The sequence below is a fragment of the Glutamicibacter arilaitensis genome, from assembly GCF_044793945.1.
In the GTDB taxonomy this organism is placed as follows: domain Bacteria; phylum Actinomycetota; class Actinomycetes; order Actinomycetales; family Micrococcaceae; genus Glutamicibacter; species Glutamicibacter arilaitensis_B.
The window spans coordinates 2863629-2879082 of the sequence record NZ_CP084994.1 but is presented as its reverse complement, the minus strand read 5'-3'; the positions used below and the strand labels follow the sequence as shown (position 1 = coordinate 2879082).

13 protein-coding genes are annotated in these 15454 nt (G+C 60.7%); 10 read left to right on the top strand and 3 right to left on the bottom strand.

The features are described from left to right. The first annotated feature begins 396 nt into the window (after positions 1-396). The 5 genes from dnaK to LG294_RS13545 all read left to right on the top strand — a co-directional run bounded on the left by dnaK (position 397) and on the right by LG294_RS13545 (position 6329). Positions 397-2253 carry a molecular chaperone DnaK gene (dnaK, locus tag LG294_RS13565; RefSeq protein ID WP_404286543.1) on the top strand — a complete coding sequence of 619 codons (1857 nt, stop codon included), beginning with the start codon at positions 397-399 and terminating at the stop codon, positions 2251-2253. Positions 2254-2268: 15 nt separating this feature from the next. After that, positions 2269-2841 (top strand): nucleotide exchange factor GrpE, encoded by a 573-nt coding sequence (locus LG294_RS13560; protein WP_404286541.1) that lies wholly within the window; start codon positions 2269-2271, stop codon positions 2839-2841. 87 nt (positions 2842-2928) lie between these two features. Beyond that, the gene (locus LG294_RS13555; RefSeq protein WP_404286539.1) at positions 2929-3897 is read left to right on the top strand and encodes a DnaJ C-terminal domain-containing protein; all 969 of its coding nucleotides are present in this window, start codon (positions 2929-2931) and stop codon (positions 3895-3897) included. 109 nt (positions 3898-4006) lie between these two features. Next, positions 4007-4435, top strand: a complete 429-nt coding sequence (locus tag LG294_RS13550) for a heat shock protein transcriptional repressor HspR (RefSeq protein ID WP_404286537.1) — start codon at positions 4007-4009, stop codon at positions 4433-4435. A gap of 280 nt (positions 4436-4715) precedes the next feature. Further along, positions 4716-6329 carry an AMP-binding protein gene (locus tag LG294_RS13545; RefSeq protein WP_404286535.1) on the top strand — a complete coding sequence of 538 codons (1614 nt, stop codon included), beginning with the start codon at positions 4716-4718 and terminating at the stop codon, positions 6327-6329. Between the two features lie 13 nt (positions 6330-6342). Here LG294_RS13545 and LG294_RS13540 read toward each other — a convergent pair whose 3' ends face one another. Beyond that, positions 6343-6945, bottom strand: a complete 603-nt coding sequence (locus LG294_RS13540; RefSeq protein WP_404286533.1) for a GNAT family N-acetyltransferase — start codon at positions 6943-6945, stop codon at positions 6343-6345. Between the two features lie 42 nt (positions 6946-6987). Beyond that, a complete protein-coding gene (gene trmB / locus LG294_RS13535; protein WP_404286531.1) occupies positions 6988-7848 on the bottom strand; it encodes a tRNA (guanosine(46)-N7)-methyltransferase TrmB in 861 nt (286 codons plus the stop codon). A gap of 149 nt (positions 7849-7997) precedes the next feature. On the opposite strand from trmB, the gene LG294_RS13530 reads away from it, so the two are divergent. After that, positions 7998-8408 carry a YccF domain-containing protein gene (locus LG294_RS13530; RefSeq protein ID WP_404286529.1) on the top strand — a complete coding sequence of 137 codons (411 nt, stop codon included), beginning with the start codon at positions 7998-8000 and terminating at the stop codon, positions 8406-8408. A 71-nt stretch (positions 8409-8479) separates the two neighbouring features. On the opposite strand, the gene LG294_RS13525 is transcribed toward LG294_RS13530, so the two are convergent. Continuing rightward, on the bottom strand, positions 8480-8980 hold the full coding sequence (locus tag LG294_RS13525; protein ID WP_404286527.1) for a DinB family protein: 501 nt from the start codon (positions 8978-8980) through the stop codon (positions 8480-8482). 221 nt (positions 8981-9201) lie between these two features. Here LG294_RS13525 and LG294_RS13520 point away from each other — a divergent pair, with 221 nt between their 5' ends. The 4 genes from LG294_RS13520 to clpB all read left to right on the top strand — a co-directional run bounded on the left by LG294_RS13520 (position 9202) and on the right by clpB (position 15433). Next, positions 9202-9726, top strand: a complete 525-nt coding sequence (locus tag LG294_RS13520) for a hypothetical protein (RefSeq protein WP_404291776.1) — start codon at positions 9202-9204, stop codon at positions 9724-9726. A gap of 78 nt (positions 9727-9804) precedes the next feature. Beyond that, entirely contained in the window at positions 9805-10782 is a 978-nt protein-coding gene (locus tag LG294_RS13515; RefSeq protein ID WP_404286525.1) for an ATP-binding cassette domain-containing protein, read from the top strand. A 77-nt stretch (positions 10783-10859) separates the two neighbouring features. Beyond that, a complete protein-coding gene (locus tag LG294_RS13510; RefSeq protein WP_404286523.1) occupies positions 10860-12449 on the top strand; it encodes an ABC transporter permease in 1590 nt (529 codons plus the stop codon). Positions 12450-12829: 380 nt separating this feature from the next. After that, complete coding sequence (clpB, locus tag LG294_RS13505) at positions 12830-15433, top strand: ATP-dependent chaperone ClpB (RefSeq protein ID WP_404286521.1); 2604 nt, start codon at positions 12830-12832, stop codon at positions 15431-15433. Positions 15434-15454 lie beyond the last annotated feature (21 nt).

Below are 15454 nucleotides of genomic sequence, written 5' to 3'. Positions count from 1 at the left end.
GCATGGTCAGCTGGTGCCGTCGACCTGCCTTGCGAGTCGTTCAGACAGGTTGCGCTAGAAGATGATCATCAAGGTCAAGTCCGTAATTGGGGTGATCGTGACGACGCTCTGCGCTGCGATGACGAGCCTCTCGTACGCGTTATCGCTGCCATGCGCGAGCCTGCCTTTCGTGCACGCTAGCCCACTGGCTAAAGCCCACGCCGAGATTATTTCTGTCTCCTGGGAATTATTCTCGAACTATGGCGGTTGAACAGGACAGAACGTAAAGTTGAGTCAGGTTCGCTCAAGTTGATTTGACAGTCAAAAAAGACCGTGCATAAACTTGAGTCCAGAACGCTCAATAGGGCATCAGCTCCAGGCGTTAGTACTTTCAAACCACTGCAAAGGAGAGCCAATATGTCGCGTGCTGTAGGCATTGACCTAGGAACCACTAACTCGGTTGTATCCGTGCTCGAAGGCGGTGAGCCAACCGTTATCGCAAATGCGGAAGGTAACCGCACCACCCCGTCGATCGTTGCTTTCTCGAAGAGCGGCGAAGTTCTGGTCGGCGATATCGCCAAGCGCCAGGCAGTCAACAACATTGACCGCACCATCGCTTCGGTCAAGCGTCACATGGGTACCGACTGGTCCATCAACGTAGACGAGAAGAAGTACACCGCTCAGGAAATCTCCGCTCGTACCTTGATGAAGCTGAAGAACGACGCCGAGTCGTACTTGGGTGAAAAGGTCACCGACGCGGTCATCACCGTTCCTGCATACTTCAACGATGCCGAGCGCCAGTCCACCAAGGAAGCCGGCGAAATCGCAGGCCTGAACGTACTGCGCATCGTCAACGAGCCAACCGCCGCAGCTCTGGCTTACGGCCTGGAAAAGGGCAAAGAAGACGAACTCATCTTGGTCTTCGACCTCGGTGGCGGTACCTTCGACGTTTCCCTGCTGGAAGTTGGCAAGGACGACGATGGCTTCTCCACCATCCAGGTTCGCTCCACCGCCGGAGATAACCGCCTCGGCGGCGACGACTGGGATCAGCGCGTCGTTGACTGGCTGCTGGCTCAGGCCAAGCAGAAGGGCGCCGACCTGTCCAAGGACAAGATCGCGCTGCAGCGTCTGAAGGAAGCTGCTGAGCAGGCCAAGAAGGAACTCTCTTCGGCTACCAGCACCAACATCTCCCTGCAGTACCTTTCGGTCACCCCAGAGGGCCCGGTTCACCTGGACGAGCACCTATCGCGTGCCAAGTTCCAGGACCTGACCAAGGATCTGCTGGATCGCACCAAGAAGCCATTCCACGACGTGATCGCCGAAGCCGGCGTCAAGGTCTCGGAGATCGCACACGTGATCCTCGTCGGCGGTTCCACCCGTATGCCAGCCGTTGCCGAACTGGTCAAGGACATGGCCGGCAAGGAAGCCAACAAGGGCGTCAACCCTGATGAGGTCGTTGCCGTGGGCGCAGCCTTGCAGGCAGGCGTGTTGAAGGGCGAGCGCAAGGACGTGCTGCTGATCGACGTCACCCCACTGTCCCTGGGTATTGAAACCAAGGGCGGCGTGATGACCAAGCTGATCGAGCGCAACACCGCGATCCCAACCAAGCGTTCGGAGACCTTCACCACCGCCGAGGACAACCAGCCTTCGGTGTCCATCCAGGTCTTCCAGGGCGAGCGCGAGTTCACCCGCGACAACAAGCCACTGGGCACCTTCGAGCTGACCGGTATCGCACCGGCATCGCGCGGCATCCCGCAGGTCGAGGTCACCTTCGACATCGACGCCAACGGCATCGTGCACGTCTCCGCTAAGGACAAGGGCACCGGTACCGAGCAGTCGATGACCATCACCGGAGGCTCCTCGCTGTCGAAGGAAGACATCGAGCGCATGGTGCAGGAAGCCGAAGCTCACGCCGAAGAGGACAAGGCCCGCCGCGAGGCAGCCGAGACCCGCAACGCGGCCGAGCAGGCAGCCTACTCGGTTGACAAGCTGATCAAGGACAACGAGGAAAAGCTTCCTGAAGAGGTCAAGACCGAGGTTCAGGCCGACGTCGACGCACTGAAGGAAGCCCTGGAGAAGCAGGATAACGACGACGAGGTCAAGGCCGCGTTTGAGAAGCTGCAGGCTTCGCAGACCAAGCTGGGCGAGGCAATCTACGCCAACACCCAGACCGAAGGCGCCGAAGCTCCCGAAGGCGAGCAGGCTCCGAATGCTGATGAAGACATCGTTGACGCCGAGGTCATCGACGAAGACGACGAGAACGTCAAGAAGTAAGGGAGAGAAGGGAATATGTCCGAGGCACAGGACCAGAACGCCAACTCCGGCCAGGAGCCGGAGAACGAGCAGAACGCCGCCAATGAGCAGCAGACTGCAGACGCTTTGGGTCAGGCCGAGGCGATCCTGAACGAGGCGGCCGCCGGTGTCGAAGAGGCACAGGCTGAGGTCACCGAGAAGGAAAACGAGCTGCGCAACGATCTGCTCCGCCTGCAGGCAGAGTATGTCAACTACCGCAAGCGCGTTGAGCGTGACCGAGTGGCAGTGCGTGATGGCGCCGTCCAATCGGTGCTCGCCACCTTGCTTCCGGTACTCGATGACATCGATGCCGCTCGTGCTCACGGCGACTTGGCCGATGGACCCTTCGCGGCCATCGCCAAGAAGCTGGACACGATCTTGGAATCGCATGGCCTGGAGCGAATCGACGAGGCTGGGGTTGAATTTGACCCTAGCGTCCACGAAGCTCTGCTGCGCCAACCGGTTCCCGAGATTCCGGCGGATCACGTAGGACAGGTATTGCGAGCCGGTTACCGCAAGGGCACCTACACCATGCGCGCCGCGCAGGTACTAGTCGCCACCGGCGAATAGCCGCACATCTGGATAGCGAAACTGCCCACTGCCGAAAATTCGTCAGTGGGCAGTTTCGAATCGCTAGTCGAAAGAAAGGGGGCCCTGATGGCAAGTCAGGACTGGATCGACAAAGACTTCTACGCCATTCTGGGCGTCTCCAAGGACGCCGATGCGGCGGACATCAAGAAGGCGTACCGCAAGCAAGCGCGTAAGTACCACCCGGACACTAATCAGGGTAATGCGGACGCCGAACGGAAATTCAAGGATATCTCCGAGGCCAACTCGGTGCTCTCCGATAAGGAAGAGCGCGAACAATACGACGCCATCCGTGCCATGGGCGGCGGCGCGAGGTTCAGCGCTGGCGGAGCCGGCGGCGCTCCGGGCGGCCAAGCAGGATTCGACGACGTCTTCTCCAACCTCTTCGGTGGTGGAGGAGCGACACGCGGCCGCGGCGGCCAGCCCGACTTCTCCGATCTCTTCGGTGGCGGGGCAGGCTTTGGTGGCGGATTCGGCCAAAGCGCCCCACCACGCAAGGGAGCGGATCGAACGGCAAGCACCACAATCTCCTTCGCGGGCTCCATCAAGGGCACCACCATCGGATTGCGTGAGCAGAGCGGTGAAGTCATTGACGTGCGTATTCCGGCAGGAATCAAGGATGGGCAATCGGTGCGCGTGCGCGGCCGGGGCCAGGCAGGAGGGGCCGGCAACGGCGATCTGCTGGTCAAGGTCAAGGTCACCGAGCACGCGTTCTTCAAACGCGAAGAGAACAACATTCGTGTGCACCTGCCGATCACCTTTGACGAGGCGGTACTCGGAGCCAAGATCCACGTGCCAACTCTCGAAGGGGAGCAGGTTGCCATGAAGGTGCCTGCCGGTTCGAACTCAGGTCGGACATTGCGCCTGAAGGGGCGTGGGGTGAAGACCTCTAAGGCCACCGGTGACATGCTGATCGTCTTGGACGTCGTGATTCCACAAAACCTGAACGACAAGGCCAAGGCGGCGATCGAAGATTTCGCCGCAGCCACCGAGGGCGAAGATCCTCGCGTGGGTCTTGAAGCCAAGGCCAGGCTCTAGGAATATTCCTGGAGCGTTGTAGTGCAACGCGTCGGCGTGCCCCGAAAGGGGCGCGCCGAGGTGGACAATGGATGTGTACCAAGCAGAGGTAGTAAGGAGACTGACTTTCATGGCCCACGAGTTCTTGCGACCTGTGTTCGTCATTTCAGTCGCCGCGCAACTAGCCGATATGCATCCGCAGACTCTGCGGCAATACGACCGCATCGGATTGGTCTCGCCAAGCCGCCAATCGGGCAAGCAACGTCGCTACTCCCAACGAGATGTCTCGTTGTTGCGTCAGGTGCAGCAGCTGAGCAAAGAAGGCGTTTCGCTCGAAGGCATTAAACGCATCATCGAGCTTCAAAACCAGGTAGCCCTCCTCCAAGGCCAAGTGGCCGAGCTGCGCGATGAACTGCTAATGGTTCAGCAAGGACAGACTCGCGTCTTCGCCGCAGGTACGGTCGCCGGCGACGTGGTGTCCATGGCCCGCGGCATGCGCCCGGCACGCCGAGAACCAAGCGTTACTCTATTCACCACCCGCCGCGCCATCGGCCGATAGGTCCAAGCGCGGGGACGCCACGCATCTCTCACGCTAAGCAACACCTCTCTCCGATTTCAACTGGCCAATTGCCGGCTTACGGATTAGTCTCAGAATGACGTGATCCGCCTCACCTTTCGCGAATCGCGGTGTTGCGCGCCGGATCACCGTTCCGGACTCAGAAACAGCGCAGCATGACTGCTTTGAGGACGGAGAGCTTCGTGCACGAACACCAATCCGCGACGGCGCACTTTCATGTGACACCAAAGGTTTCTAAATTCCCCAGTTTGGGGGTGCACGCATGAAATCCTACGCACAAGGTGAAATGGGCGCGCAGCTTCTCGAGGAAACCATCGGCACAAATTTGGAGCGCACCGTTGCCAAATACGGTGATCGCGAGGCGCTTGTGGAAGTGGCCAGCGGGCGAAGGTGGACTTGGAATGAGCTAGACCAAGCGGTCAACGACCTCGCCCGCGGCTTGCTCGCGGTAGGTCTGGAACAGGGAGACCGGTTGGGCATCTGGGCACCGAACTGCGCCGAATGGACGCTCACCCAATACGCCACAGCAAAAATCGGCGTGATCCTCGTCAACGTGAACCCGACATATCGCAGCCACGAATACTCCTACGCGGTTAATCACAGCGGCCTGCGGATGCTGATTACCATGTCTAACTTCAAGACGAGCAATTATCGAGACATGGTTGAACGCTGTGCGGAGGAAACCCCAACACTTGAGCGTGTGGTGTACCTCGACACCGGTGACTGGACCGAACTCCTCCAAGCCGGACAGGACGTGGAACCGGGCCAGATCGCGATACGGCTGGCGCAGACTGCCCCGGATCAAGCAATCAATATTCAATACACCTCGGGGACCACCGGCTACCCGAAGGGTGCAACGCTCAGCCATCGAAATATCTTGAACAACGGGTACTTTGTCACGGAGACCATTGGACTTGGACCGGAGGACCGGCTCTGCATTCCGGTGCCGTTCTATCACTGTTTCGGCATGGTGATGGGAAACCTCGGATGCACCGCGCACGGGACCACCATGGTGATTCCGGCCCCGAGCTTTGACGCCGAAACTACCTTGCGGGTCATCGCCGAAGAAAAATGCACGGGGGTATATGGCGTACCCACCATGTTTATTGCCATGCAAAATCATCCCAGCTTTGGCACCCACGATCTGAGTACTCTGCGTACCGGGATTATGGCAGGATCGGTATGTCCTGTCGAGGTGATGCGTGTCTGCCTCGACGAGATGAACATGAGCGAGATATCCATTGCCTACGGAATGACCGAAACCAGTCCAGTTTCCTGCCAGACACGTGCCGATGATGATTTGGAGGCGCGGACGGAAACTATCGGCAGGGTGCACCCGCATCTTGAAGTTAAAATCGTAGATCCGGCAACCGGCGAGACGGTAGAACGCGGGCAACCAGGCGAATACTGCACCCGAGGCTACTCGGTGATGCTCGGCTACTGGAACGACAAGGCAAAAACCGCAGAAACTATCGACTCCGAGCACTGGCTGCATTCTGGAGACCTCGCGGTGATGCGCGAGGATGGCTATTGCACCATCGTGGGGCGAATCAAAGACATGGTGATCCGCGGAGGTGAGAACATTTATCCTCGGGAAATCGAAGAGTTCCTATTCAAGCATCCCGATATCGAAGATGTCTCAGTGGTGGGCATTGCAGATGAAAAATATGGTGAGGAGATCTGCGCCTGCATCAAGATGAAAGCAAATAAGGCCCCGCTCCAAGTACAGGACATCAAGGAATTCGCCGAAGGGAAATTGGCACACTACAAGATCCCGGCTTATGTCATGATCATCGACGAATTCCCGATCACCGTCACCGGCAAAATTCGCAAGGTACAACTGCGCGAAGACGCGGCGAAATCCTTGCTCGGCTGAGTACTGCGAATTCCTAGACGCGACCGTGTTTGGCTAAACGTGCCAAGAGGCCCTGCTTCACGGTAGGCCATTCGTGCGGCAAAATCGAGAAAACCACGGTGTCTCGCAAGGTGCCGGTGCGTGGGTCATACATGTGATTGCGCAGCACCCCATCTTGCTTAGCGCCTAGCCGGGCGATGGCTTCCCTGGACTGCTGGTTATGCCAATGCGTGCAGAAAGCCACGGCAATGCAATCGAGCTCTTCGAAAGCACGCTGAAGCAGCAGGTACTTCGCTGCGACATTGATGCCCGTGCCTTGATGTGCAAGCCCAAGGAAGGTCGAACCAATTTCCACTCGACGATTGGCAGCGTCGATATTGAGATAGGTTGTCGCGCCCACCACTTTATTGCTGCGCAGGTCGAGAATTGCGAATGGGGCCATCTTGCCTTCGACCTGCAAGGCCAGGCGCCGCTCAATCTCAGTGTCCATGCCTTGCGCCGATGGGGTCTTGGCGAACCAGACCCGGTCTAGTCCACCCCGGGCCACCAGGTCGCTGCGGTCAGCCGAATGCTTCTGACCGAGCTGTTCGAGCCTGACATCGGCAAATTCAAGGGTGGGGGTTGCGCAAAGGGCCATGGCTGCAAGTCTATTGCAATCATGGCCCTGCGAAACTATGGCTTACTTGGCGGTCCGGGTGTAGGCCAAGTCGAAGACTAAACGACCTGCCTTAAGCGCTTTGCCTTCGAAACTGGTGAGGATGCGGCGCTCGAATCGAGGTGCCCAGCCTCCACGGTCGTCAACAAATTCTGGTTCAGGATCAAAGCCTTCCATACCGTTCTGGCGCACCTTAGTCAGGTTGCTCTCTTCGCCGGCGCTATGTCCGGAGAACTGATTTTCGAAAGCCATGTGAGCTTCCAGTACCTCGCGCATTTGCTCGGCGTAGTTCGACCAGTCGGTGGCAAGACGCAGGGTTCCGCCGGGTTTCAGCACGCGTGCGACCTTGTCCAAAAATGTGGAGGTGATGAGGCGGCGTTTGTGATGGCGCGGCTTATGCCAAGGATCTGAGAAGAAGATCCAGAGCTCGTCGGCGCTATTCTCTTCGAGCATCACGTCCAATACTTCTGGCGCGTTGGCCTGGACCGCACGCACGTTTTCCAGCTCGAATGACTCGACCTTGAGCATTAGCTGGGCCAATCCTGGAAGATACACTTCGACCGCCAAGTAATTCCGCTCCGGATCGTCCTTCGCGGCGTTTGCGATACATTCGCCCAAACCGGTACCGATTTCTACGATCAGCGGAGCGACGCGTCCGAACGCCTGCTCGGGATCCAAACGGAAGTCATCTGCTACAGAGGTATCTGCGATTTTACGCGGTGGCTCGATTACGTAGCGATCGGCATTGCGATCCCAAGCCGCCGCGCGGCGTCCTTGCAGCCGATTGCCTCTGCGTACGAAAGAGACCGGTTCGGCACGGAAATAGGATGGGTCTTTGGCCGCCTTGCCGGTAACTGCAGGCTGCTCTTCGCTACGTTCGCTCATGATCATTAATCCTAGCCGAGTACCGGGCGGCACAAACTTGGATTCCTTAGGGCGTTGCACACCCGCCGAGCAGGCAAGGCGAAAAACTAGGGGGCGCTCCGGGTGTTCCCCTATGGCGGGAAACAGCCTCGAACCGGCATCCTTGAAGTATGACAGATCTAGTGCGCGGTTTACTGAACATCATTTGGCTTCTTTTTGGGGGACTGTGGTTAGCGTTGGGCTATGTGCTGGCCGGCATAATCTGCTGCTTGTTGATTGTCACGATTCCATTCGGCATCGCTTCATTCAGAATTGCCGGTTACGCGCTGTGGCCTTTTGGGCGCACGGTCGTTGATCGCGGGCCGGTGGGCGCTTTTTCAACATTGGGCAACATCATCTGGCTGATTTTTGCCGGTATCTGGATTGCCATTAGCCACGTGCTTACCGCGATCCCGATGTTTGTTTCGATCATCGGCATCCCGCTGGGCATCGCGAACCTGAAGATGATTCCGGTATCTCTGATGCCGTTGGGCAAGGAAATCGTTCCTTCCGACTATTTCATCGGCAACGTTCGCCGCTAATATTCCACTAGCGAGGTAAGGGCCGATTCCCATAACTTGGGAGTCGGCCCTTGCTCATTTGCGAGACTTGTTCAACTATCGGTGCGTGCGTCGAGCAGCTGTTCGCGAAGGATTTCTGCGTGTCCGCAGTGTTGGGCGAGCTCGCGCAGCAGGTGCAGCTGCACCCACGCGAGCGAGAGCGGACCACGTCGATTTCCGGAAAGCACCGCATCATCGGCCAGGCCTTGGCGGATCTCGCGGGAGCGGATTACTGCTTGTCGATAAGCTCGGCTTACCGAGGCGATCGTGTCCTCTGGCGCCAGGTCAAATGATTCATCCGGGGATTGCGGAATACCGAGTTCTGCGCGCGTAGCCCCGGTGGCGGCCTCGCCAAACCAGACTCTTTCTACAAACACCGCGTGCTTCAGCAACCCGAGCAGCGTGGTCTTCGAGGCAACCAAGCGCGTCCTTGCCTCAGCCTCGGTCATTCCGTCGAGATATCCAAGCAGCATCTGGCGGTGCTGGTCAATGAACTCGTCCGCCAGCTCGGCCGGGTCTTGGCGGTAGTGGATTGGGGCATCTGGATTAGTCATGCGACTTACTGTGCCAGATGCGGTAGCGAGGTCAAGACCGCGGCCCGCGATGCCTCTGCGAAGAGGCGGCTTGGCTAGGTTCCGCCTTGGCTGACTGAGGCTTCGCCATCCGCAGACCGAGCCATGCCAAAGATTGCGTGCGCAGACCCCTCGGCATTCCCGCGAGCCGAACGCCGGCAGGACCTATGCACCGGGCTGAACACAGGACTAGAATCTTGAACATGCGTTCAGCTAGGGGTGGGCAAGACCCTGCGGGAAGCACGACGTCCGCGTCGTCGCCGGGTAGTAGCGACCTGACCGCGCGCGCCAGGATCCGCGATGCGGCGGCTTACCGGCTTGCGATGGAAGGCTTCGGCGTCTCAGCGCGGATCATCGCGTCAGACCCCGGGGTGAGCGCCGGCCTGGCGATGCACCACTTCGGCTCGAAGGCCAAGCCGCGCGACGCGTGCGATGAAAACATGCTGGCCGCCTTTCGCCGGCTCAAGCGCGAGAACGTCGCCGCGGGGGTGATCGTGCCCAGCCGGGATGAAGCAGCGCGGGCGCGATACCTCACGCTTTCCGCGCTAGGCGCGCTGCTTCTGGAGGTGACGCTCAGGCCACCGGCGAACCCAGCAGACCTCGCGTCGATCGTCCGCGGCTATCTGAGCCGCAGTTACCTGCCGTTGCTGGAATTGTTCACCGAGGGCTATCTCACCTCCCGTCGTGCGCTGGAGGACTGCCTCGCATATATGTCCACCCCGCCCTAGCGGCTGGCGACAGTGCCCGGCGCGCCCGAGCGCGCTGATTAGCAACAACTGCGACAGGCATTTGAAAGTGAGCTAGCCATGAGCATGAGACCAGCTATCGAGATCCACGAGCTGTCCAAGTCCTTCGGCAGGGTGCGGGCCCTGGACCGGCTGAGCCTGAGTGTGCAGCCCGGGGAGATCCGTGGTTTCCTGGGTCCCAATGGGGCCGGCAAATCCACCGCCCTGCGTGTTCTGCTTGGCCTGCTGCGGGCCGACGCCGGCTCCGCACGATTGTTCGGCGGCGAGGTATGGCGCGACGCCGTCAAGCTGCACCAGCGCATCGCCTACGTGCCCGGCGACGTCAGCCTGTGGCCCAACCTGACCGGAGGCGAGTGCATCGACTACCTCGCCCGGCTCGGTGGCCGCGTCGACAAGCCGCGGCTCAAAGCCCGCAAAGCCGAGTTGCTGGAGCGCTTCGAACTGGATCCGCGCAAGAAGGCGCGCACCTATTCCAAAGGCAATCGGCAGAAGGTCGCGTTGGTTGCGGCCTTTCTGGCGGACGCGGAGCTGTACTTGCTCGACGAGCCGACCTCCGGCCTGGACCCGCTGATGGAGTCCGTGTTCACCGGGTACCTCCGCGAGGCCGGAGCCGAGGGCAAATCCGTGCTGCTCAGCAGCCACATCCTCTCCGAGGTCGAGAAGGTCTGCGACACCGTCACGATCATCCGCAACGGGAAGGATGTCGAGTCCGGCACACTGGAGGAGCTGCGGCACCTCACTCGCACCAGCGTGAGCGCGGTGGTCGGTGCAGACCCGTCGGCGCTCGCCGCGCTGCCCGGGGTCCATGATCTGGTGGCCACCTCCTTTGACGGCGCCACCCGGGTCACGTTCGATGCCGACAACGTGCAGATCGGCACCGTGCTCTCGGCGCTCACGGCTCTCGATGTGCGCAGCATAAGTGCCACCCCGCCGTCGCTGGAGGACCTGTTCATGCGCCACTACGGCGACGTGCTCGACCCCGACGAGGCAGCGGCGAACCAAGCGGCCGCCGGCTCCAAGGGCGCGGGTGCGCGATGAACGCCCACGTTGCGTCTTCGTCGGCCGCTTCCGTGGCTCCTCCGGCCTTCTCGGCGGCCTTGACCGGGACCGGACGAATGGTGCGGTTCATGCTGCGCCGGGACCGCGTGCGCCTGGGCGTATGGACGGCGTCGATCGTGTTCTTCTATGCGTACTTCGTGGTGGCGCTCGGCGCCATGGGCGACCCGGCGCTCGCCGGGCGCGCGCTGATCATGGAGACCCCGAGCGGGATCGCCATGGGCGGACCCGGATACGGCATCGAGAACTACACGGTGGGCGTCGCCATCGCCAACGAGGGCATCACCTGGATGGTCATGGGGCTCGCGATCATGAGCATCCTGCACATCGTGCGGCACACGCGTGGCGAGGAGGAGAGCGGGCGCTCGGAGCTGGTGCTTGCGCGGGCGGTGGGGCGGCACGCGCCCGCGGTCGCGGCGGCGCTCACCCTGTTTCTCGTGAACGCGGTGATTGCGATAGTGTCGGCTCTCGCGCTTTCCGGCGTGGGTGGGGACGAGCTGCCCCTGGGCGACTCGTTCGCACTGACGGTCGGCAGCGGGCTGGGCGCCATGGTGTTCGGCGCGATCGCTCTGGTGGCCGCGCAGGTGACCGAGCGCGGTCGCGGCGCGGTCGGCATCAGCCTCGCGGCATTCGGTCTCGCGTTCATGATCCGCGCCGCAGGCGATATCCAACAGCGGCAGGGCAGCTCGTTGTCATGGTTTTCACCGATCGCCTGGCCACAGCAGATGCGGCCCTTTGTCGATGTGCGCTGGTGGCCCGCCGCGCTGTGCGTCGTCGCCATCGTCCTTTTCCTCCTGGTTGGAGCCTTCCTCGGATCACGCCGCGACTTCGGCGGAGGCCTGATCGCGGTCCGTGCCGGACGGTCCGACGCCCGGGGTACTCTGCGCGGGCCGGCCACCCTCGCCTGGCTCCAGCAGCGCACCGCGCTCATCTGCTGCGCACTCGGGCTGGGCCTCATGTGGTTTGCGTCGGGCACGCTGCTGCCTGACATCACCTCCATGATCTCCGAAATCCCGGAGAGCAATCCGGTCTTCGCCGCAGTGTTCGGCGAAGATCCGGGCCAGTTCACCACGGCGTTCCTTGGGGTGATGATCTTGTTCGCCATGCTGTGCTGCGCCGCGTATGCGGTCGTGATGGGGCAGCGACCCAAGGCGGAGGAAGGCGCCGGCCGTGCCGAAATTGCACTGGCCACGTCCGTATCCCGGTACCGCTGGTTCGCTTCCCAGCTGCTGGTCGCGGCGCTGGGCACAGGCATGCTTGCCGCGGTCAGCATCTGGGCCATGTGGCTAGGCGCGGTGTCCGTCGGCTACGCGGAACAGACTTTCGCTGACTATACCGGGGTGCTGTGGCCCTATCTTGTGGCCCTAGCCAGCTATCTGGGATTTGCCACGGTCCTGTATGCGTGGATCCCGCGGGCGTCGGGCGCCGGGTGGGTGCTGCTGATCTACACTTTCGTGATCGGCATGTTCGGCGGGCTGCTGCAGGACCTGCCGGACTGGGTGCACGGAATCTCGCCCTTCTACTGGCTGCCAGCCGCGTTCACCGAGCAACCAGACATCGGGTACATGCTCGGGCTGGCGGGAGTCGCCGTCCTCTTGTTCGCGCTTGGCTTCGTTGGCTTCCGCCGGCGTGACGTGCCGACCACCTAGGTGCCGTATCGCGAAGTCGCGCCCTCGCGTAGGCTGAACCGCGTCGGCTGCGCATCGATCCAGGAGCCAAGAGCTCAAAATCTGCGGCTCAGATCCGTTGCCGTTCGACGAGGCTTTCGTGGTGCACGCGCCAGGCCGTGGTGCTGGCGCCGAATAGCCATGGAGCGCATTGTTCTCCGATGCGTGAACCGGAACTAGGGAGGGGCCGCGCAATGTATGTCCGTACCTGAGTTGCCGGCGATAACTCGGGGCAAGCTATTTGCGTCGCCACGCAAAATTCTCAAAAATTGTTTCGCAACCGCGGAATATCGATACAAAGAGTAGAGTTGAGTTAAGTACACTCAAGTTTATTGATTCACCCTCAGAGAGAAGGGATGCGCGTGGATACCAAGCTCACCACCAAAAGCCAAGAGGCACTATCTGCTTCCGGGATGAATGCGTCGACCGCGGGCAACCCGCAGATCGAACCAGCACACCTGCTGAAGGCTCTGCTGGATCAGCGGGACTCGGTCGCCGTGGCACTGCTGAAAACCGCAGGGCTAGACGTAGATGCTCTCTCGGTCGAGGCAAGCGCCGTCATTAATGCACTGCCGGCAAACTCGGGATCCTCGGTGGCTCAAGCACAATTTTCGCGTCAACTGCTCCAGTCGGTCAGCACCGCACAAGAGATCGCGAACAATATGGGGGACACCTACGTCTCCACAGAGCATCTACTCATCGCACTGGCCTCCGACCAGACCCGGGCTGGCGAAGCCTTGCGCAATGCCGGAGCCACTCGCGAACTGCTGGTAGGGACCCTGCCAACCATCCGCGGGGACCGCAAGGTCGACAACCCGAACCCGGAAGACACCTTCCAAGCGCTGGAAAAGTTCGGTACGGATATGACTGCGCTTGCTCGCTCGGGCAAGCTGGATCCGGTCATCGGCCGTGACAAGGAAATCCGACGCGTAGTTCAGGTGCTTTCGCGGCGGACCAAAAACAATCCGGTGCTGATCGGTGAACCAGGCGTAGGCAAGACCGCCGTCGTCGAAGGACTCGCCCAGCGCATGATCGCCGGTGACGTGCCAGAATCCCTTCGCGGCAAAACGCTGATCTCCTTGGATCTCGGATCCATGATCGCTGGCGCCAAATACCGAGGCGAGTTCGAAGAACGGCTGAAGTCGGTACTGGAAGAGATCAAATCCTCCGATGGGCAGATCGTCACGTTCATCGATGAGATCCACACCGTGGTCGGTGCCGGCGCCTCCGAGGGTGCCATGGACGCGGGCAATATGCTCAAGCCGATGCTCGCCCGTGGCGAGCTGAGGCTCATCGGTGCGACCACTCTGGATGAATACCGCGAGAATATCGAGAAGGACCCGGCCCTGGAGCGTCGCTTCGCTCAGGTCTACGTGGGGGAGCCAAGCGTGGATGACACCATCGCCATCCTCCGTGGCCTGAAGGAGCGCTACGAGGCGCACCACAAGGTTTCCATCGCCGACTCGGCGCTGGTGGCCGCCTCCACGTTGTCCAACCGCTACATCTCCGGCAGGCAGCTGCCAGATAAGGCCATCGACCTGGTTGACGAGGCTGCGAGCCGACTGCGCATGGAAATAGACTCCGCACCGGAAGAGATCGACGAGCTGCGCCGCGAGGTCGACAGGCTGACCATGGAGGAGCTGGCGCTCTCCGGAGAGACGGACCCTGCCTCGATCGAACGGCTGGAAGCGCTGCGCTTTGATATGGCCGATAAGCAGGAAAAGCTGGATGCGCTCAACATGCAGTGGGACGCGGAAAAGGCAGGGCTGAACCGCGTCGGTGACCTGAAGGTGAAATTGGACGACCTGCGCTCGCAGGCCGAAAAGTTCCAGCGCGAGGGAGACCTGGAGAACGCCTCGCGCCTGCTGTACGGCGAGATCCCGACGTTGCAAGGGGAACTGGAAGCAGCTGCCGAAGCCGAAGCTGGCAAAACTACGGAACACACCATGGTGGCGGACGAAGTTACGGCCGACGATATCGCTGAGGTCATTTCTGCCTGGACCGGCATCCCCGCCGGGCGTATGCTGCAGGGCGAAAGCCAAAAGCTGCTGGACATGGAGCAAAGCATCGGTCAGCGGTTGATCGGGCAGCACCAAGCGGTTGCGGCAGTCTCCGACGCGGTGCGGCGCACGCGTGCCGGGATCGCTGATCCGGACCGCCCCACCGGGTCCTTCTTGTTCCTTGGACCTACCGGTGTGGGCAAGACCGAGCTGGCTAAGTCACTGGCCGATTTCCTCTTCGATGACCCACGAGCCATGGTGAGAATAGACATGTCCGAGTACTCCGAGAAGCACTCGGTTGCTCGGCTTGTCGGTGCACCTCCGGGATATGTGGGATATGAAGAGGGTGGACAGCTCACCGAAGCTGTGCGCCGTCGGCCATACTCGGTGATCCTGCTCGATGAGGTGGAGAAGGCGCATCCTGAGGTCTTCGATATTCTGCTGCAGGTGCTGGACGACGGGCGCTTGACCGATGGGCAGGGCCGCACCGTCGATTTCAGAAACACGATCTTGATTCTGACTTCTAATTTGGGTTCCCAGTTCCTGGTGGATCCGAATATGGAGGAGCAAGACAAGAGAGCTGCTGTGATGAGCGTGGTCAATGCGTCCTTCAAACCGGAATTCTTGAACCGTTTGGACGAGGTCGTCATCTTCGATCCGTTGAGCATCGACCAGCTTGGCAATATCGTGAAGCTGCAAATCGACTTGCTGGGCGAGCGACTGTCCGAACGCCGGCTAAGCCTCGACGTGGACGAAGCCGCAGGGGAGTGGTTGGCCTTGACTGGCTACGATCCGGCCTACGGTGCCCGCCCGCTGCGCCGGCTGGTTCAGCGAGAGATCGGTGACCGGCTAGCTCGCCAGATCCTCAGCGGAAACATCCAAGACGGGGATACCGTCAAGGTGAGCCTCGACCCAGAGGGCGACCAGCTCATGGTCTCCCGCGGCGAGGAAACGCGAGCAGAGTAGTAGGGCAATGGAAGCAACTGT

Coding starts and splice junctions, on each gene's coding strand:
- dnaK (WP_404286543.1), top strand. CDS start 397: ATGTCGCGTGCTGTAGGCATTGACCTAGGAACCACTAACTCGGTTGTA.
- LG294_RS13560 (WP_404286541.1), top strand. CDS start 2,269: ATGTCCGAGGCACAGGACCAGAACGCCAACTCCGGCCAGGAGCCGGAG.
- LG294_RS13555 (WP_404286539.1), top strand. CDS start 2,929: ATGGCAAGTCAGGACTGGATCGACAAAGACTTCTACGCCATTCTGGGC.
- LG294_RS13550 (WP_404286537.1), top strand. CDS start 4,007: ATGGCCCACGAGTTCTTGCGACCTGTGTTCGTCATTTCAGTCGCCGCG.
- LG294_RS13545 (WP_404286535.1), top strand. CDS start 4,716: ATGAAATCCTACGCACAAGGTGAAATGGGCGCGCAGCTTCTCGAGGAA.
- LG294_RS13540 (WP_404286533.1), bottom strand. CDS start 6,945: ATGGCCCTTTGCGCAACCCCCACCCTTGAATTTGCCGATGTCAGGCTC.
- trmB (WP_404286531.1), bottom strand. CDS start 7,848: ATGAGCGAACGTAGCGAAGAGCAGCCTGCAGTTACCGGCAAGGCGGCC.
- LG294_RS13530 (WP_404286529.1), top strand. CDS start 7,998: ATGACAGATCTAGTGCGCGGTTTACTGAACATCATTTGGCTTCTTTTT.
- LG294_RS13525 (WP_404286527.1), bottom strand. CDS start 8,980: ATGACTAATCCAGATGCCCCAATCCACTACCGCCAAGACCCGGCCGAG.
- LG294_RS13520 (WP_404291776.1), top strand. CDS start 9,202: ATGCGTTCAGCTAGGGGTGGGCAAGACCCTGCGGGAAGCACGACGTCC.
- LG294_RS13515 (WP_404286525.1), top strand. CDS start 9,805: ATGAGCATGAGACCAGCTATCGAGATCCACGAGCTGTCCAAGTCCTTC.
- LG294_RS13510 (WP_404286523.1), top strand. CDS start 10,860: ATGGTGCGGTTCATGCTGCGCCGGGACCGCGTGCGCCTGGGCGTATGG.